Origin of the sequence: Vibrio kyushuensis, from assembly GCF_050337325.1 — a bacterium.
Taxonomy (GTDB): domain Bacteria; phylum Pseudomonadota; class Gammaproteobacteria; order Enterobacterales; family Vibrionaceae; genus Vibrio; species Vibrio kyushuensis.
Map to the genome: position 1 here is coordinate 32,229 of NZ_JAKJSV010000018.1, position 18,552 is coordinate 50,780.

Genomic DNA, 18,552 nt, shown 5'->3' on the forward strand with positions numbered 1-18,552 from the left:
CGCTATGTTTAGTAAATGGCTCAATTCATGGCTTCACCACTCTGAGAGCCTTTCTCAAGAAAAGGTGAGGCGTAATATTCGCGCGAATCCAAACTGGAGCTCTCCACTACAACAATATCTGGAAACGCCACAGCCAGAGCCGAAAGACGCCTTAAACGACATTGAGTTTGTCTCTCTCGACTTTGAGGCCACGGGTTTAAATTTCGATATAGACAAAGTCTTGTCCATTGGGGTTGTTAATGTCACTCAAGACGGTGTAGACCTATCGAGTAGTGAAGAGGTCTTTATCAAACACGGCCATTTTATAAAAGCAGAAACCGCCAAAATCAATGAGATCACCCCAAAGCAGCTAGCCCAAGGCGTGGATCTCGATACCGCGATGAACTGGTTACTTAAACGTATTACAGGTAAAGCGATTGTTGCTCACAGTGCCTGTATTGAAAAGCAATTTATCGAACGTTATTTGAGTCAAAAATATGACCTCTCAACATTTCCTTGCTACTTCATTGATACACTGAAAATCGAGAAACAATTTAGCTATGAAGGAAAAAGTAATTATCACCCTAGCTATCAATTAGATGATCTTCGAGACCACCATAATCTACCCGCTTATTACTCTCACTCAGCGGCCAGTGATGCGGTAGCCTGTGCGGAACTCTTTCTAGTGCAAATAAAAAAATTCCAACTTATCAACACTTCAACCATCGGTGAATTAAGTTGGAAGTCTAGTTGATATTAATTCAAGGCGCGGATGACAAACAGACTATGATCAATTTTGTTCATCGACTTCAAGTGATCCGCCCTAAGAGCGTTAGACTCGAAGTTAAGTCAATACAATCATGACATCCAATAGAGTGTCCAGTCTATCTGGTGCAGATCAATGGCGAAAATGGTCGAAATTAGCCGCCTTGCGGTGAGTAAAGCGCTGAAGGCTGCGAGCATTGATGAGCGTATAATCACCCTATTCCCTGTCGTCAATAAACTATCACAAACTGACTATTCCTTACTCGGTAAAGTGATGAAAGCATTTGAAAACGATAAGAAATGCCTCACGACTTTTACTAAGAAAGTGAGTGAGAATCTTGTCAATGTTCAGTCTGAACAAAGCAGTGATGAGTTTAATGATAGTGTCCTGTCGGTCATCAAAGCTGATCTTAAAATAGTAGAAGCTAAGAGCGAAACGGATAAAGCAGAAGTCACTCTCCTCGCCCAGTTCGACAGCAAAGGCATGTTTGCTCGTAAACGTATGAAGGGTCGTAACTTCTCGTATGAGTTTGCCCGCTTGTCGAAGACTGTTCAAAAAGATCTGGGTGAGACGATAGCGAAGGTGTTTGAAACGAGTGCAGATTAAAAGAATAACAGGCTAACTTCGGTTAGCCTTTGATATTTTTTGTTTTAACCAGTTAGCTTATCAGACTCATTATTGGACAAGAATGAGTTATACACCGTCCTAAATTAGCATTTCATAGATTATGTTATTTATTGAAAATCTTATGACCAAGTGGCCAATTTTTCTAATCTACTATCTCTATTATCTAAATTAGCCCAGCTATAAACGCCGTAATATATCAGAGTGACACAGCATACGATAATCTTTAGGGCTCATCTCAGTATGGCGTTTAAAAAACTTGGTCATATTAGTAGGTTCATTAAACCCCAACTGAGTAGCAATTTCTGAAATTGAAAACTGACTGAAAGCTAGTAGACGTTTTGCTTCTACTATGACACGTGTATCAACTAACTCTTTAACGGTGCAGTGTGCACTTTCTGTTGCCAGCTTATCTAATTGCTTGACACTTTTCCCCAGCCCTTTCGCTACCTGTGCTTTAGAAGGTCTGCATTCAAAATGTGTATCAATGTAGTTTTTTAGTCTCAAAAAATCGTCACTGGGACTATTTTGCATATTCTGATGCGTTACATTGAAATGGGGAACAATTGATTTAAGTAAAATTAAGCGTACAAGATGACGAATGACTTCGACCTTTAGTATGCAATCAGTTGCATTATACTCTTCATGAAGCTGTGCAAAGAATAGCCCAATGACTCTATCTGTTGAAAGTAGATGGTTCACTTCTAGCATAGCGATGCTCATTACTTCATGGTGAGGGTCATTTAATCCCGTGAGCAAAAAATGGTTTTCAAAGGTAATAACATACCCTTCAAGCGATAATTCTGTCGAAAAATAATGTATTTGATTCTGGCTAATAGCTACGATTGAGCCTGAAGTGAGTTTATAGGTTTTATTATCAACACAATGTACACCCTCTCCGGCCGATATATAGATTAGTGCATTAAAGTTGAGGCGATGCGGTGTTGATAACTGATTTCGCCAGGGGCTACGGTACAACTCTTCCAATTTGTATATTTTGGTTCCAAGATTAACAATAGAATCTTCATGCCGCACAATAGGGATACGTCTTTTTTCCATGATACTCTCAACGAAACGGGCCAACCTGTATTAAGCCGTTAAATACAAGTCATCGTAAGTTTAATATTTATCTTTTGAAAGGTCTTCAGCTAGTTTTCTAAAATCGATATTCACCTCAATTTTTTCAATTATTGGCTGCTCCAAATGAAAAGAATATAGTGGTTTTGCGCCTACTCTATCTTCCTGAACGGCTGAGAAACTGGTTATTATCTGCATAACTATTAATACCGATGCTACACAGAAAAAAAGTATGCTGATTTTTTCTCTCATCACTTGCTTCTCACTTTGATCTTTTTATCTAAGCTCGAATATTTTTGCTTGTTTTTCAAGCTTTTCTTAAGCCAGTTTTTATTGAATACTACAAACTCGGTCATTGCATTAATAGGACACAGACTTTGGCACCATGGGCGTCGAACAACTAATGATGTTAAAACAATCACTACGGTTAAAACAAAAAGATAAATGCCACCCACCATGCCAAACATGATACCAAAAGGGTCGTAATTGAAAGCCATTGGGTTTCTAAAATAGGCACCTAAACAAAGCGTAACTAACAGTAGTGCCCTTGGAAACCATATAAATACACTTGCTCTTACCGTAGAAGATCTAGCATTACCAATTTTAGCTAAACATTGTTGCACAGCACCAAATGGACACAAACTTTGGCAATAAATATTTCGATTAAAATAAAGGATATAACCAACACTAAGCAATAATAAGATGAAAGGGGTATAGCTCGCGACACCTTGAAGCCAAGTCCCTGTGATCAACGCTCCCATCGTTGTTGAAGAATACAGAGTTGCCGAATAAAATCCGAACACTGCAATCGAACTAATCAATAATCCCCAATTGAGGGCTGCTTTCTGTTTAACTCGTGATTTGTTTAGCAAGACGGCAAGAATAAAAAACACGATAGCAAACGCATCCACCCATTGGCCGTAAGCAAATAATGACTTGTGCTCTTTGAGTTGATAACCAAATAATTTACTACGTACTTTATCGGCGGCGTTATCTGTTGCATCAACGATTGCCTGCGACGTTAATGTTGCGCCGGACACACCATCAGCAGTTAAATTAGTCTTAATGTTTTTTCCTAGCAGGCTGTGAGGTAATTTATTTGAAACGACCTTGTCTAAATAAGATGACGTTTCTTGTGAGGTTAGAATGGATAAAGACTCAAGCTGTCCTTTATCTGAGATGATAGTTGCAACAGACAACTCTCCACCGTAGCCTACGCCACTGTCGATGCTAATCCACTTGCTGCTTACTTGCTCATCAAGAACGGGCATTACTTTAAATAAGTTATTTCCAGAGCGGACTAATTGCTCATTATCAGTCACGGCATGAGACAAGAATTCAATTTGAATATCTTGCCGCTGCTGGCCTCCCGCAATCCAACAAAATGCCAACAGCGTGATAGACATTATGCTAAAAAACTTATCAAAATGCTTATTATTTACTTTTTTAATTAGTGTCATAAATATATGAGCCACCGTGAAAAGTGGCTCATTCCTATCGCATTATGCCGACTTCGGCTTTAACATAATAATCACGCGAGCTAAGACAACCCCTGCTATGATAAGAAGAGTTCCAAAGAAGCCAAGCACGTACCAACCTGCCATGCCTTCATTCTCACCTAACAATGTAAACGCACCTGCAATCGTTAGCATCATAGATGCCCACCAAACGCCAACTAAAGTCCATCGCCACCAGTTCATGCCTAATTGAAGCTCATTGAACCAACGATTCGCTCCTGCGATTACCAATACCTGTAAGGCACCAAGAACCATCCAAAAGATTGGATCTAATATTGTTGATTGTGGAAACATTAAAAGCCCTCCCAGTTACCATCGTATTCCCAAGTTTTTTCAACATTGAGGTAATTCTCACTACGTAACCACTCCGGTGGTTGATGGTAGCCAGCAAACCGGCCACCATTCCAATCACTTTGATAAGCATCAGCATCTGGGTAATAGAAGAAGTTGTGCTGCATCGCTAACAGTGCTTTGCGGGTCAATCCGGTTGGATCACGAGGGTCGGCTTCTTTTACAAGGGCATGAATCCAGTTGTTTTTACGTGTGTACGGGCAAACAGCAATACACACTCGACAACCCATCGCAGTTTCTGTTGGTCCTGCTCGCCACTGTTTCCAACAGCTATCTTGATTAAAGTCGAATTTTCGATAACCACGAACGACTGTATCTGGTTTATCCGCAAAACTGATTGAACCACTTGGACATGAATCTGCGCAAATCTTACATTCTTCACAGAAATGGCTAACTCGTGTATCAATCGGCTCATCATATTCCAAGTCCAGATCGGTGATTACCGCCGCTAAACGAATATTTGGCCCTAACTCTGGAGTAAGCAAAATCCCATTTCGAGATGCTTCTCCCATACCGGCCTGAATGGCCAACGGCGGCACAATGATTTCATAGTTAGAACCAGGCCATTGAGGTCGAGCAGAGTAGCCAAGTTCACCTAAATAAGCCGACATTAACGCAGACGCATTTTGAGCTCTGAAGTAGCCATCGTAAGAAGTTGAGTAACCAATTGCGGCATAGAGTGGGTCCCAATTCATTGGGGTGCCAAAAATAATGACGTTTTTCCAGTGCTTGGGAATTGAGTCATCCCAAGAAGGCATGCCACGCATCGTATTTTTGAATACAAAGTTAGGGTCTAACTTTGTAATCCCCACACAACTCATGCCAAATTTAAATGCCATCTGTCTTATTAATTCAGAGGCATGTTTCGGTGATTTGAAGGGCATAGGATCACGTTTCACCCATTGAAAATCAACTTCATCTGGGTGACCATTTGGCTGAGGTGGAAAATTACTTGATGAGTTTCCTCTAGCGTATGCAGCCGAGTGTGCCCAACCTAAAGCAAATTGGTCACGATGCCTTTCGATATTTTTGGCATGTTTGTCTTTTTCGATAAATGCATCATACATATCTAGCCAGCGTTCAGGGTAACGCGAGTAATATTCCTTCACTTTCTCATTAGGAATATCTTGCCAGTCTTTGCTCGGCACCCAACCGTCCTTCATTAGACTTGTGAAAACACGGGTACGATGGAAAAGAAAATCACTCCATTCCGGTCTTTCGAGCTTGCCGGCAACATGTAGGGTTGGAGCTTCTTTAACTCGGAAGGGTTCACGATTAAAGAACATGTCCTTTCCAGCTTCTGTACGACCATAGCCCACATTTGCATCAGGATCACGACCCAACGCAAAACCTGCGCCAGCAGCAGCCCCCACTGTAGCCGTTGCAGCAATGACTCCTCCCATTTTAAGAAAATCACGCCGAGACGTGCTTTCTACATGGGTCTTATTTCCACTATTTTTTTCCACGTTGTACTCCATGTATCAGTCAATTTCTAAAACTTCAATACTCAGGGCTTGGTTAATCGCATCAATTTCATTGCGATAGGTTATTTTGAATGTTCCACCAAGTTTTTTAAGCTCACTCATAACAACGCGAGCCTCGGACCATTTTTTAGTATGAAAGTGGGTTAAAAATAATTGCTCTAACACCCAAACATCGTGGGCGTCAAAAGATAGCAACTGCTTTAAATCGGGTTCAAGCTCAGACCATAAACCGAGTGCAATTTTAGATCTTGCACGAATGGCAAGCACATCAAAAGACTCAGGATAGACACTTAAGTAGTGACTTAAAGCTTCAATAGATTCAGAATAACGCTCTGCTTTATGTGCTGATATTCCTGCTAATCTAACCAACTCCATTGATGAAATATTGTTCGATATTGAACGCTGGATCCAACGCTCTGCATATCCGATATTATTAAGTGCTAGGTAACTACTAATCGCGGTAATATAGGCTGCGGTAATTGACTTATTAAGCACAAATACTCCTTCACATAACTCAGCCGATTTTTCAAACTCACTTTCTTGATAATACAGACCAGCCAGATTTTGATAGCCAGCAGCATTGTTTGGGTTGATCTCAATACTTTTTTTCAGCAATGAAATGCTATGTTCTGTCTCACCTGTATACATATAATTCAAGCCAAGGTAGCACGCTGCTTGATCGTTAAGGGGATTGATCGACAGCGCTTCTTCAAGCTTCTCTTTCGAATGCTCATAATCTCCGAGTTTTTGATAAATAACCCCGGTTTTAAAAGCAAGGTCATCGGTTTCTAATACCTGTTTATGATTATTAACGATCGATAATGCGAGCTGACAAAGCTGAGCAGCCATTAAAGTCTCATAAAGGAAATCAATATCAGTTTTCGATACCGTCATGTTTCGTATTAAATTACTGAAAACTGATGTAAACGCTTCATGCTCTAACCAATCATTATGCTGGGGATTATCGGTAGTGTTTAGATCACTGAACTGTTCCTTTAGTAGTTCTACTTTCTTAATTAGCAGCCCTGAAAACGTGATCGAAGGAAGAAGGCCACTATGATTCTGTTTTATGTGCTTATAAAGTTGCAGCCACTTGTTATTGATCATGATTATTCCCTACTTCGTTACTAAGTGCCTAAACAGTAACGAATTAAAGCAGGGGTCATAAGGTGAAAATAATACACAAAGTGATACTTTTATTACCTTATATGAACAGATTGATATGTATCAAAAAATACAATCACGCACTTATTATGAAAGTATAAATAATATTGCTTATATCAATTGGTAGTCATTGGTAGTTAACAATATAAATACATGCCCAACCAATAGAATAATGAATAAAAGTACGATTATGTATATTATATTGAGTTACTATAAGGCTGAACTGCAGTGGATTAGCAAATTTGACCACATTGAAAAAGTTCTATACATGAGGAAAAGTAAGTCTAAATTCGGTACTAAAGATTAAGTTTAATGCTGCATACCTGAGGACAACCTGTAATATGAGCTTTAAACGGTATTGGTTACCCCTGCTTGGCGTAATAACCCAGTAAGCTCGCATATTCCTCTATATTGAGGCTATTTAGCTCTGCTCTCCCCCATCTCGAGTAATATATGAAAGGCTTGTTACTCGCTCCATGTGGATACTACCAAACAAACTGCCTTATAAAAGTTGTATTACCTCATCCCTACAGCTAGGAACGGTCACATCTTGACTTAGCAATAAACATCAGTTTTGTGTTGTGCCCACGCCCTCATCAGGCCCAACAAAGTGAAGGTAAAGCTCTGATTACGCATTACCGCCTCAGAACGAGCATACACATAAAAATTGAAAAGCTCTGTTTGCAACGGTTGGCTCTAGAACTCTCCAACAAGCTAGAAAAGCTAGAAGCGCCAAATGTGAGTACTACGTCTAATATCATCAGTGTGAACAGTAATTCTAGTAAAGTGAATCCTTTCATTTTTTCCTCTTTTGTTGTCAATGTTCAGCCTGAACATTGACAAGTTTCTCCAATAAAAAATAAGCCTAAATCGCTTTCCCTTCCCTTCAAACGCATCTATTAGCCCTCTTTCACACATGCCAGACCATTCATAAAAAAACGGTACAAAGCCTTGTCTTCCAATGAGTTGAGACAAAATACTGCAGATAATTACCACCACTGAAGATATGACGTACTCTACTGGGTCTCCGGTTATTAAACGCCCCCAAAAAAGATGAGAACGCCTGTCACTGTAGGGCGAAAAATGCACGTCTGAAACAGTCATCGCATCGGTCAACATGTAGCTTACCCCACCCCATGCAAACGCCATCCCTATCCCGTGATAATCTCATACAAGCGTGAAGGCGATAACCGCTATCAGCCAGTGCGTGAATATATGAGTTGGTCTTGGCAGGTAAGCTATTTTTGCAAACAAACGTTCATCTGTTCGGTGTAACTTTCTTCACACATCGCGACTAAAGCCAAACGGTACTCAATTTTCGCCTCATTCGCCAATACATCTCGATGCGTTGCTGCGACTTTTTCTAACAGTGCGACTTCCTCCGTGACATTCGCTACCCACTGGTAAAGCTCACCACCGATGTTGTACTCTGAAACTTCCGGCCAATCATCGCTATTGGATTTCATGCCTGCAACCTAAGTGAATTAAATATTGAGTTTACTCTTTTCTGGGTAGCATTTTAAAACCGTATTAATAATCACATCAAGGTCAGTCAAAGGGGCGAGAGAGAGCGGGGGAGGGGTTTATAGTGCTGCTCGTTGCCATTCAATATGGGCAATTCGTAAGGCATAATTTCAGGGGGCGCTATTTCTGGTTGGTTCCAGGGAAGATCTATTCCCCATCCGTTTTCATGACCCAAGAAAGAGCTAAACAGCGTTAAGATAGCGGTAGGATTTCGTGACCTACGACAGTAGGATTGCTTTCTTACTCCTTCATGATGGAATTATGATATCTTGATTCTTGAATAATCCACCCCGCCAAAAATACAAAACACAATAACGCTAGAAAAACAGCCAATATACACACTTGTTCTGATAGATATTCTTGCCAAGAAAATACATTGTGCCTTCTTAAATAATCCAGAATATTGATAGGAAAGTAAAAGCCGAACACGATAAGTATCTTCTTTACGATATAGTGAAAAAAACCTTTATCTCTTACCATCGACCAGTGTTTTAAATCTTTACCATTCATACTCTCACCTTATAGTTCTTTGCCAAGGATAAATTAGTATGTTGGAAGCTTACGCAAAGAGAATATTTCAAATCATCATTACTTCCATTTGATGTACTAATAGTATACGTCTTAAAAAATGCTGCAGGATATACCTGTATAGAGAAAAAATAGAGAGAAATTTGTACTTCCCTAAAAACGAGAAGTCTGTATCACTCCCTCAAGGAAAGCTTATGTGGCCAATAGTGATACTGATATAGAATATCGAAAATGTGAAGGTTGCATTGTAACGATGCAAACACCGATAGGCTGTCGATAGATCACTTACATACACATGTTCATTTGAAGCTAGAAAAGAGCATTTTTCCCGATAATAAGATCACCGATGTAGAGCCATTTTCGTGTAATGCGGCCTCCTTTCATTTCGATAGAGGCTAATACCGTGATCTCTCTAAGCTTAAAAATCAAACGAAATTTGATGTGTGACACAATTTAGGTGATTACTTCGCTATGATACCTATATCGTGTCATACTTAACCTAGATTATGTCTGATAAGAAGCAACCTATGAGTGATGAAGAGTATTACTACCCAGTAGTAAGCGATAACCTGCCAAAGCATATAAAGAAAGGTCATCAATTGGTGTTTAGTCGCCAAGATCTCTCGGCACGTGAAGCTGATATGTTTGCCCTTATGATTGCTCATATGAAAGAAGCTGATTGGTCTACAAACACCCCTCATTATGAGTTCACATCACACCAGTTATCAGAGTGGCTTGGTGTCGAATCTAAGCACATCGGAAGTAATTTAAGCCCTGTAGCTAACCGCTTAGCCAGTCGAAAAATAGGCATCAAAGTGGAAACCAAAAAAGGTGACACCGAGTTTGATTATCGCCCTTTGTTTAAACATATCGCCTATAAAAACGGGGTGCTGACCATGGTGCCAAACGACATGCTAAAGCCTGAATACATTGAATATAATCAAGGTTTTGCTCTTATCAACACAAGAAACTTTTTCGATGTAAAGAAAGAGTACTCAAAGCGTCTCTATGAGCTACTTAGTCGATTCAAAGACAAAGGGTTTGAAATGCATGCTCAGAAAATTGATGAACTAAAAGGCGTGTTTGGGCTACTCGATGAGGCCGGTAAGCTTAAAAAAGACAAAAGCTCTTTCAAAAATAATAGTGTCTTCATGAAGCGTTGCATTCGAGAGAGTATAAAAGAGCTATCAGAGCACACTCAAATCAACAAAGAGCTGCTGTTCTTAGACAGTGACAAAGGGGACAAAGGTTTTGAACTGGTTAAAAAAGGCAAAACCATCATCGGTATCAAGTTTCTTTTTCGTTGGTTAAAACTCGGCACGATAGACGAACTAAACCAACACGAAGCGATGAAGACAATTAAAAAGCTTGAGCTAAAACGGTTACAGCACAATATCGCTCTAGAAGAACCAGAACTGGAAGCGCTCGCGATTGCCTATCGCTATATAGGTAAAGAAGAGCAAGCGATAAAAGTAGAGCAGAGCCTGTCAAAACGACACCTTAAACAAGATCAGCAAGTGATTGAAACGGAACAAGAAGAACTCGATTCTTTACTCGATAAAATCAATACATTGTCAGAGCTTAGTGACAACCCAGACTATTAAACAAGACATTATTTAGGTATACAGATCTCAAAAAGGACATTATTTAGGTATTCAAGCGTGATAGAAGACACATTTTAGGTGCAACTAGCTCTTCACCACCTAAAAACTGTTAGTTAACGGTAATACCTAGCCTAAATCACCTATATAGTGTCCTACATTATGTGCAATCACCTAAAAACTGTCACCTATTAACCTAATAAGTGATCAATTAGACCTAAAAACTGTCATATAAACACCTGATAAGTGATCAACAACACCTAAAAAAGGATCATAAACACCTAAATAGTGTTACTTGAACACCTAATATATGATCACAAAGTGCCTTTTTTTTCTTAAAAAACAAAGACTTATTTACTCTATAGTTCTTATAGTATTTATACTATTTATAGTAATAAATAGTTAAATATAGATCTTATAGCCTATGTGGATAAGTGGAAAATCAAAGATTTACACACTTAACCACATCAGCAAAAATTCTCTTTTTTTTCCCTTTGTTTTTTTAAAGGTCACATTTTAGGTGTAACCATACTTTTTCCAATTTCAACGTTGCTATAAATCTTCTAATTAACCAAGGAGAATTTATGGCGAACTATGCTTACCTGCGAGTTTCATCAGACAGCCAGAACGTGGCAAAGTTTTTTTGAAGACGCTGTTACCGGGAAAAAGAAGTGGCATGAATAAAAGCTAGGGCCGTTAATAAACGGCTTAGATACAGGGGATAAACTGATCTTTGCGGAGGTAAGCCGTATCGCCAGTTCAACCTTACAAGCACTAGAGGTATAAAAGTCTGATTTAATAAGGGTGTGAATGTTTATATGGCTAAGCAAAATATGCAATTTGATGGGTCGATGTCTCCTTGAAGATCGGCTACGCACGTGTCAGCTCTGACGAACAAACTCTCTACGTTCAGCTTGAGCAACTAATTCAGCTCAGTTGTGAGAAAATATTTCAGGAGAAAGCCAGCGGAAAATCAGCAGATCGTGAAGAGCTATTCCGTCGAGAGTTTGGCTGAGACGGCGACATCATGCACGTCACTAAAGTTGACCGTATTGCGCGTAACGCCATCGATGCGCTTCAAATCGCTGACAAGCTTAATGAAATGGGGCTGGGCTTGTTTTTCATGATCTTGGGGATTTGGATATAAATAGCGATGTTGGGTATGTCATCTATACTACCATTTCAGCCTTTGCGGAGATGGAAAGGAAACGCATTCATTAGCTTACAGAGCAAGGGATAAATAATTTTGTTTGGAATTATTTTGGTACGTTAACGTCTGCTAGAAAATCGAGATCTATGGTGCTGATAGAAAATAGTACTGGTGATATTAGTAAGGTGAGCTCAATAAGTACGAACGCTTATAGAGCTTCTAGTCTCAATCCGCACAAGCCAAACCTCAGGTGATTGGAGTACAAACGAATGGTTTAGTGAGACTGAAGCGAAGTGATTTAACTAGACGTTGAGCTCTTAGATACGATCGTTTTTTGTTAGTCACTAGAGCATCGACACCCTTAGAAAGCTCATATCAATACATGGGATAAGATGATCCCGATAGGCCGCATCATTATTAAATGGATGGGGATATCAGTTCAAGTTCAACATAATATGGAATAATGCGAAATTGCACGCGCCTGTTCGTCAGCAAGCAGGCGAGGTTTTCCTGTCTTGCTAAAATCCGGCAAAGTAGGGAAGGGGTTGCGCATCAAAATACAAACAACGTGTTTATGTGCTAACCGTTAATAGCGAATCTCAATCTAGTAATAAAACTTACTTCGAGAAATCCCAAGCACCTTAGCTATACGGACAATCTTATATCGCTTCAGGTGTTCGAGTAAAAGCTCATAGCAATCTGTTTTAGATTTTTCGCGAAATAGGTGGTGGCCTTTTTGCGATGTTTAACTCTTCGGCTTGCTCGGCTAATAATCGTTTGAGTTTGCTACTTTCAACCGCTAATTATTTATCTCTATCTCTGGCTTTCATGTTTTGCCGTAGCAGCAACGCCCATTTTATAGAGTAGCTTTAGTGCTTCTGATTTAAATTTAGGCCATGTTTAATTCTTGTTTTCTTAGTTGTCATTGTTCACGATTGTGCTCACTTAACTCTGTGTCCAAAACTATTAGTACGGATTATGCGGGGATTGTTTAGACAGCGTTCTTGAGGGAATAAAAAAGACTAAATTTCTGCAGCCCTATTTGGTTTAGATATTGTTTTTAAATTTCAGTGCTGAACTAGTTTAAAGCGCTTTTAAGTATTTGGTTCAGCTTGCTTCCCAATTTAAAGTAGGAAGTGAATGGGACCTCCCGGTTAGGTGATGCAAGGGCATCTGATGCCAATGACCTTAGCCATCTGATTACTTTCGCCAAGGGCAATTTAATATTGTACCAAATTTTCTAGAAGATCAACCAACCTTACATTTCGACTTTTGTCGAATTAAAGTTTATAGAACCATTTTTTGAATTTTCGCACAGGATGGTTTCTGGGTTCGGTTTTTTCTGGGCTGTTTTCTGAGAGAGGCGGGTAAACCCTTTTATTAAAAAAGGTAATTAACTTATTATTTAATTAAAGGGGGAGTATTGAGGGTTGCTAGACAATCAATATACGATGCCCACACACTTGGTCACACGCATATTTAAATAATTTATAGTTTAAAATAATCTGCCCACACACTTGGTCACACGCATGTTTAAATAATTTACAATTCAAAATAATCTGCCCACACAAATGGTCACACGCATATTTAAATAATTTACAGTTCAAAATAATCTGCCCACACAAATGGTCACACGCATATTTAAATAATTTACGGTTCAAAATAGTCTGCCCACACAAATGGTCACACAAAAATTCGATATGTTCTTAATAACCCAAAGGCTCTTCGGGTTAGATTTATATGCGAATTCGGTATAAATAAGAAACGCAAATATTTGATCTAACCCATAAAATCAATCAGAACAAGATTCCAATTGGTACATAAAATTCATACGCAAAGCAGGTATGCCACCAAAATAAAAACACGTTTTTTTGGGGCTTGTTTAATGGAACGTCATACAAAAACATACGTTATTGTTAGAAACTTTGATGTTGGAGAAAGTTGTCAATGTTCAGGCTGAATTTTGATAACAAGAGGTAAGTTTGAAAGGGTTCACCTTGCTACTAACATTCGACGCTTCTAGTTTTTCTAGCTTATTGGAGCGCTTTAGATCTTCATTGAGTGAATTACATGCACAAGTAAGAGTAAATAACACGCATAACTGAGAGTAATTCAAACTCGTAATAGAAAGTGCTATAGTCTCGTAAGTGATAGTTCTGTTTTCAGTTAAGCAGCGTAGACATTAAGAGAAGGGCACTATGATGGCAAAAACGGGTAATGAAAAATTAGCGGACGCGCTGAGAGAGGCAACGGCGATACGATCTGGAAATATAGTTAACAGCCGTAATCTAAAATCACCAACTCGAACCCTATTAGTTAAGCAAGGCTACTTAAAGCAGATTGTCCGTGGATGGTACCTGTTTGATGCCGATGTCTCTATGAATAAAGCCGGAGAGTCTGCACTATGGTATCAATCGATTTGGCATTTTATTGGTCAATACCTGAATGAGTATTATGGTGATGATTATTGGCTAAATCCAGAAGCATCGATTGACCTGCATACGGCGCACAACGCTTTACCACAACAGCTTGTCATCTTTACCTGCGAGGGGACAACGAAGCATATTCTGTTACCTAATAATATGAGCTTGATGGTGATCAAAAAATCAGAGAGGCCAGAAGAGATCATCGAGATAAATGGCGTGAACGTACTCTCTTTGGAGTTTGGATTGGCCGGTCTCGCCCCTAGTATTTATCGTTCAAACCCTCTGGCGGTGCAGGTAGCGCTCGGTCAATCTGATGTGAATGCTGTAGCAAGAAGCTTGCTGATCACAAAGAATGTACAGTCGACGAATCGTTTGATTGGCGCGTATTTGGAGATCGGCAAGAAGGCCGACTCTCGTAACCTAATGAATATCATCGATGCTGCCGGCTTAGGGCCGCTTAAAGCAGAGAATCCATTTGAAGTGCCCGTTATTAAAATGGGAAATAAGCGGCAGAGATGTGCGGCTGCGATAAGAGTTCGGTTGCTTTGGCAACAACTTCGCGGTGATGTAGAGCAAATATTTACAGATATGATTGTTTCAGATTTCTTTCAATGCCCGCTTGAAGAACAACTCGATTCAATGGATAAAGTGTATGTCTCCGATGCTTACCACTCGCTGTCTATTGAAGGGTATAGGGTCACCGAAGCGCTGATTAATCGAGTCACAAACGGGGAATGGAATACTGAGCATATTCAAGCGGATAAGCAGCAAAAAGACGCACTCGCGGCCAGAGGTTACTTTGAAGCTTTTCAAACATTGCGAGTGCTTATTGAGGAAGCGTATAACGAAGGTAAAGATGACTTAGACCTTGCGTATCTTGTTGATGTTAGCCTTACGCAGATATACACCTCGTTGTTTAAGCCATGCGTGACTGCGGGGATCGTTCATGATCGTGATTTGGCCGGTTATCGTAAAGGGCCAATTATGATCCGGACATCAAGACACATGCCTCCCCAGAGTGAGCAGCTTATGGATTGTATGGATGAACTGAAAGACCTCATTGTCAACGAGCCAAATTTTGCAGTAAAAGCCGTACTGGGGCATTTTTTCTTAGGCTACATACACCCTTTCCCGGATGGAAATGGAAGAACGAGTCGATTTTTGATGAATTTTATGTTCTTGCTGGGTGGTTATCACTGGACCGTTGTTCCTGTCACTGAACGTACCGCCTATCTAAATGCACTAGAATCGGCCTCGATTGAGAGTAACATTGTACCGTTTGCGGAGTTTATAAAAGGTTTAATGCCGACTTAAATGTCAAGAAAGACAAACTTAATTATCGCACTATATAGCCCCCTAACTTTATAGAGCAATCTAGATTGAGTCCCATTGATGATCTGTTTCAGTCAGACAATTATGAAGGCTAAGTATATCCAGCCTTCACTTGTCACTAGGTAAGTGATGTCTCCAGCCCTATTTTGATTTGGTGCTGTGGCATTGAAATTAGGCTCAAGTAAATTTAGGGCAACGGGAAGCTTATGCTTACTGTCTGTCATACATTTGAACTTACGAGCGGCCTTCGCCACCGGGCTTTGTCGCTTCATACTAGCCGCCATGGAGTTCACATCATGTTTATCACCACTTTCTTTAAACTCTTTTTGAATACGTCTTACATCATCGCGTTCTGCTTTATCATCAAAGACCTCTAGAATTTTTCTATCAAGCTGCTTACAGTGCTCGTTGCGTTGAGTGACTTTATGGCGCCTTTCAATCCAATAATAAAATCCACTACGAGAAACCCCAAACACCTTAGTCATACGGGCAACCCTATATTACATCAGGTGTTCAAGCATAAGCTCTTAGCAATCTACTTGAGATTTTTCGCGAAGTAGGTGGTGGCCTTTTTTACGATGTCTAACTCTTTCTCTCTATCGCTCGCATTTGTATCTTTTTTGACAGCTTTACGCCTTCCATAGATTTGAGATTCATATAACGCGCAGCAGCGACGCTCACTTTCTTGGCTAGCTTGAGTTCGTCTGCTTTAAATTAAGGAGCATGTTTGATTCGTGTTTTCTTCGTGGTCATTGTTCACCTCGTTAGTGATTAGACTCACTTAAATCAATGTCTAAAACTGCTGGTTCGGATCAAACAAACAAACTGGAAAGATAGCTCTTGACATGATCCCCGATACTTAACAGTATATAAACCAACTATATGGTTTGTTTATTTTCGTGAGATATTTATGGTAAATACAGAGAGTTTCTTGGCAAAGCCAGAGCATTTTAATTCCGAGCAGGAGTTGGATGAATTCATTACCCGTCCCGACCAAGAAGTGATGGACATGCTGTCTAAACTGGATGGCGACATCATGATTCTAGGGATTGGCGGGAAAGTCGGCAGTCATGTGGGTGGGATGATACAAAGAGGAATCGATACCCTTGGCATTGATAAGCAGGTGTATGGGGTTTCGCGATTCTCAGATCAGGCGGCGAAGCAGGAGTTGGAAGAGAATGGGATCACGACGATTTCTTGTGATCTACTGAATCTGGACGAGGTGAAAACACTGCCTCAGGTGAAAAATATCATCTTCATGGCTGGGAAAAAATTTGGGACTTCCGGCAGCACCCACGTGACGTGGGCTATGAACACTCTGGTGCCTAAAAATGTCTGTGAGCACTTTTCAGAAAGCCGTTTCGTGGCCTTTTCTACGGGCTGTGTTTACGATCTGATGGACATTAAACAAATGGGGGCTATTGAGGAGAATGATATCACCCCTGTGGGTGATTACTCCAATTCTGCCGTCGGTCGTGAGCGTGTGTTTGAGTATTATGCGGAGACTCACAAGCTTCCGACGCTTCTGTTTCGTTTGAACTACGCCATCGATCTGCGTTATGGGGTGTTGTTGGAGATTGCACAAAGTGTCTACGCCGGAAAACCTATTGATGTCACCATGGGGCATGTCAATGTGATCTGGCAAGGGGATGTCGTCCGTCAAGCCATCTTATCTTTGAACCATTGCGAAACCCCGGCTCGACCGCTGAATATTACTGGCCCAGAAACCGTGCCTGTCCGTTATTTGGCTCAGGAATTCGCAAAACGTTTCGGGAAAGAGGTGCAATTTACGGGTGTGGAGAAAGAGACAGCTTTGCTGAGCAATGCCAGCCGAGCTTCACAGCTCTTCGGCTACCCGAAGGTCTCTCTGCTTTCCATGATTGACTGGACCGCTCATTGGGTGGCCAATAGTGGGGAAACCCTAAATAAGCCAACCCATTTTGAAACGCGTGATGGTAAGTACTAAGGAGTAATGAAGATATGTTGTCTCAACAAAAATATGACCTTGTGATGGATGGGGCTTTTATCCCGGCTATCCCTCTTGCCTTAAATGAAGACCTGTCGTTTAACGAGCAGCGACAAAGAGCTTTAGTACGTTACTACCTCGACGCTGGGGTGGACGGGATCGCTGCAGCGGTGCACACCACTCAATTTGAAATTCGCCAACACAAAGAGACATATGAGCGTTTCATGGTGTTGGTTCTTGAGGAAATCGACGCATTTGAGTCTCGCACAGGGAAACAAATTCTACGGGTTGCCGGTATTAGTGGTGAGCTAGAGCAGGCAAAGCGTGAAGCCGATTACATTCAAACGCTTGGCTACGATGTAGGGCTACTTTCTGTCTCAGCCTACTCCAATGACACGCCTTTGGATGTGTTGGTAGATTATTATCGCGCGGTTTCAGAAATTACCCCTGTATTTGGGTTCTACATGCAAACCTCTGTGGGCGGGCGTGAACTGCCTTACGAGTTCTGGGAGCAAGTATTACAAAACGAACGAGTCGTTGGCGTTAAAGCCGCGCCTTTCGATCGATACCGCACTATCGAAGTGGCGCGCGCTTGTGCGAACACGGCGGCGAAGCGAAAAGTTCCGGTTGCCCTGTACACGGGTAATGATGATTCCATCGTTACCGATCTCCTGACGACCTATACCTTTAACGTAGAAGGTGAAGAAGTTAAGGTGCCTGTGCGTGGTGGACTTCTGGGGCACTGGAGTGTGTGGGCGAAAACGGCGGTCGATCTCTTTCAAGATATTAAAGAACAGCGACAGGGCAGCACAGTCTCTCAAGAAATGCTGACCAGAGCTGTGGAAGTGACCGATGCTAACAGCGCTTTCTTTGACGTTCTAGGCAACTTTGACGGATGTATCGCTGGGATCCACGAAGTATTGAGGAAGCAAGGGTTCTTTGAAGGGATCTATTGTTATCCTGGAAATGGCGATCTTTCACCGGGCCAGCAGACTGAAATCGAGCGGGTTTATGAAAGCTACCCTCATCTTCATGATGATGAGTTTGTGAGCACTCATATTGA

At 40.9% G+C, this 18,552-nt stretch carries 12 protein-coding genes and 7 pseudogenes; 8 read left to right on the forward strand and 11 right to left on the reverse strand.

What is annotated here, in order from left to right:
* Window positions 1-4: 4 nt before the first annotated feature.
* Both L4D20_RS23600 and L4D20_RS23605 read left to right on the forward strand, forming a co-directional pair.
* Window positions 5-733 carry a 3'-5' exonuclease gene (locus L4D20_RS23600; RefSeq protein WP_428804026.1) on the forward strand — a complete coding sequence of 243 codons (729 nt, stop codon included), beginning with the start codon at window positions 5-7 and terminating at the stop codon, window positions 731-733.
* A 150-nt stretch (window positions 734-883) separates the two neighbouring features.
* Window positions 884-1,351, forward strand: a pseudogene (locus L4D20_RS23605) (ParB family protein); the annotation flags it as partial.
* 198 nt (window positions 1,352-1,549) lie between these two features.
* On the opposite strand, the gene L4D20_RS23610 reads toward L4D20_RS23605, so the two are convergent.
* The 9 genes and pseudogenes from L4D20_RS23610 to L4D20_RS23650 all read right to left on the reverse strand — a co-directional run.
* Window positions 1,550-2,428, reverse strand: a complete 879-nt coding sequence (locus tag L4D20_RS23610; RefSeq protein WP_428804027.1) for a helix-turn-helix domain-containing protein — start codon at window positions 2,426-2,428, stop codon at window positions 1,550-1,552.
* Window positions 2,429-2,488: 60 nt separating this feature from the next.
* Window positions 2,489-2,698: a hypothetical protein gene (locus L4D20_RS23615; protein ID WP_428804028.1), complete on the reverse strand. Its 210-nt coding sequence runs from the start codon at window positions 2,696-2,698 to the stop codon at window positions 2,489-2,491.
* Complete coding sequence (locus L4D20_RS23620) at window positions 2,698-3,852, reverse strand: FMN-binding protein (protein WP_428804029.1); 1,155 nt, start codon at window positions 3,850-3,852, stop codon at window positions 2,698-2,700. Before L4D20_RS23620 ends, L4D20_RS23615 begins: the two co-directional genes overlap by 1 nt.
* Window positions 3,853-3,948: 96 nt before the next feature.
* Window positions 3,949-4,257 carry a hypothetical protein gene (locus tag L4D20_RS23625; protein WP_428804030.1) on the reverse strand — a complete coding sequence of 103 codons (309 nt, stop codon included), beginning with the start codon at window positions 4,255-4,257 and terminating at the stop codon, window positions 3,949-3,951.
* Window positions 4,257-5,780, reverse strand: a complete 1,524-nt coding sequence (locus L4D20_RS23630) for a 4Fe-4S dicluster domain-containing protein (RefSeq protein WP_428804031.1) — start codon at window positions 5,778-5,780, stop codon at window positions 4,257-4,259. The genes L4D20_RS23625 and L4D20_RS23630 overlap by 1 nt, the downstream gene beginning before the upstream one ends.
* Before the next feature lie 15 nt (window positions 5,781-5,795).
* On the reverse strand, window positions 5,796-6,905 hold the full coding sequence (locus L4D20_RS23635) for a tetratricopeptide repeat protein (protein ID WP_428804032.1): 1,110 nt from the start codon (window positions 6,903-6,905) through the stop codon (window positions 5,796-5,798).
* Window positions 6,906-7,597: 692 nt separating this feature from the next.
* A complete protein-coding gene (locus tag L4D20_RS23640) occupies window positions 7,598-7,762 on the reverse strand; it encodes a prepilin-type N-terminal cleavage/methylation domain-containing protein (protein ID WP_428804033.1) in 165 nt (54 codons plus the stop codon).
* Between the two features lie 58 nt (window positions 7,763-7,820).
* Window positions 7,821-8,186, reverse strand: a pseudogene (locus L4D20_RS23645) (metal-dependent hydrolase); the annotation flags it as partial.
* 17 nt (window positions 8,187-8,203) lie between these two features.
* Window positions 8,204-8,592, reverse strand: a pseudogene (locus tag L4D20_RS23650) (hypothetical protein); the annotation flags it as partial.
* Window positions 8,593-9,541: 949 nt separating this feature from the next.
* Here L4D20_RS23650 and L4D20_RS23655 point away from each other — a divergent pair.
* The 3 genes and pseudogenes from L4D20_RS23655 to L4D20_RS23665 all read left to right on the forward strand — a co-directional run.
* Window positions 9,542-10,618 carry a replication initiation protein gene (locus L4D20_RS23655; RefSeq protein WP_428804034.1) on the forward strand — a complete coding sequence of 359 codons (1,077 nt, stop codon included), beginning with the start codon at window positions 9,542-9,544 and terminating at the stop codon, window positions 10,616-10,618.
* A gap of 581 nt (window positions 10,619-11,199) precedes the next feature.
* Window positions 11,200-11,469: pseudogene (locus L4D20_RS23660) on the forward strand (recombinase family protein); the annotation flags it as partial.
* Window positions 11,470-11,474: 5 nt separating this feature from the next.
* Window positions 11,475-11,830 (forward strand): annotated as a pseudogene (locus tag L4D20_RS23665) (recombinase family protein); the annotation flags it as partial.
* Window positions 11,831-12,372: 542 nt separating this feature from the next.
* On the opposite strand, the pseudogene L4D20_RS23670 reads toward L4D20_RS23665, so the two are convergent.
* Window positions 12,373-12,691: pseudogene (locus L4D20_RS23670) on the reverse strand (IS3 family transposase); the annotation flags it as partial.
* Between the two features lie 1,272 nt (window positions 12,692-13,963).
* On the opposite strand from L4D20_RS23670, the gene L4D20_RS23675 reads away from it, so the two are divergent.
* Window positions 13,964-15,505, forward strand: a complete 1,542-nt coding sequence (locus L4D20_RS23675; RefSeq protein ID WP_428804035.1) for a Fic family protein — start codon at window positions 13,964-13,966, stop codon at window positions 15,503-15,505.
* Between the two features lie 98 nt (window positions 15,506-15,603).
* Here L4D20_RS23675 and L4D20_RS23680 read toward each other — a convergent pair.
* A pseudogene (locus L4D20_RS23680) lies at window positions 15,604-16,276 on the reverse strand (transposase family protein); the annotation flags it as partial.
* Window positions 16,277-16,454: 178 nt separating this feature from the next.
* Here L4D20_RS23680 and L4D20_RS23685 point away from each other — a divergent pair.
* Window positions 16,455-17,489 carry an NAD-dependent epimerase/dehydratase family protein gene (locus L4D20_RS23685; RefSeq protein WP_428804036.1) on the forward strand — a complete coding sequence of 345 codons (1,035 nt, stop codon included), beginning with the start codon at window positions 16,455-16,457 and terminating at the stop codon, window positions 17,487-17,489.
* Between the two features lie 14 nt (window positions 17,490-17,503).
* The coding region (locus L4D20_RS23690; protein WP_428804037.1) for a dihydrodipicolinate synthase family protein at window positions 17,504-18,552 on the forward strand (1,049 nt) is incomplete at its 3' end.

Excerpts from the sequence above, each read along its gene's own strand:
- L4D20_RS23600 (WP_428804026.1), top strand. The coding sequence starts at position 5 with ATGTTTAGTAAATGGCTCAATTCATGGCTTCACCACTCTGAGAGCCTT.
- L4D20_RS23610 (WP_428804027.1), bottom strand. The coding sequence starts at position 2,428 with ATGGAAAAAAGACGTATCCCTATTGTGCGGCATGAAGATTCTATTGTT.
- L4D20_RS23615 (WP_428804028.1), bottom strand. The coding sequence starts at position 2,698 with ATGAGAGAAAAAATCAGCATACTTTTTTTCTGTGTAGCATCGGTATTA.
- L4D20_RS23620 (WP_428804029.1), bottom strand. The coding sequence starts at position 3,852 with ATGTCTATCACGCTGTTGGCATTTTGTTGGATTGCGGGAGGCCAGCAG.
- L4D20_RS23625 (WP_428804030.1), bottom strand. The coding sequence starts at position 4,257 with ATGTTTCCACAATCAACAATATTAGATCCAATCTTTTGGATGGTTCTT.
- L4D20_RS23635 (WP_428804032.1), bottom strand. The coding sequence starts at position 6,905 with ATGATCAATAACAAGTGGCTGCAACTTTATAAGCACATAAAACAGAAT.
- L4D20_RS23640 (WP_428804033.1), bottom strand. The coding sequence starts at position 7,762 with ATGAAAGGATTCACTTTACTAGAATTACTGTTCACACTGATGATATTA.
- L4D20_RS23655 (WP_428804034.1), top strand. The coding sequence starts at position 9,542 with ATGAGTGATGAAGAGTATTACTACCCAGTAGTAAGCGATAACCTGCCA.
- L4D20_RS23675 (WP_428804035.1), top strand. The coding sequence starts at position 13,964 with ATGATGGCAAAAACGGGTAATGAAAAATTAGCGGACGCGCTGAGAGAG.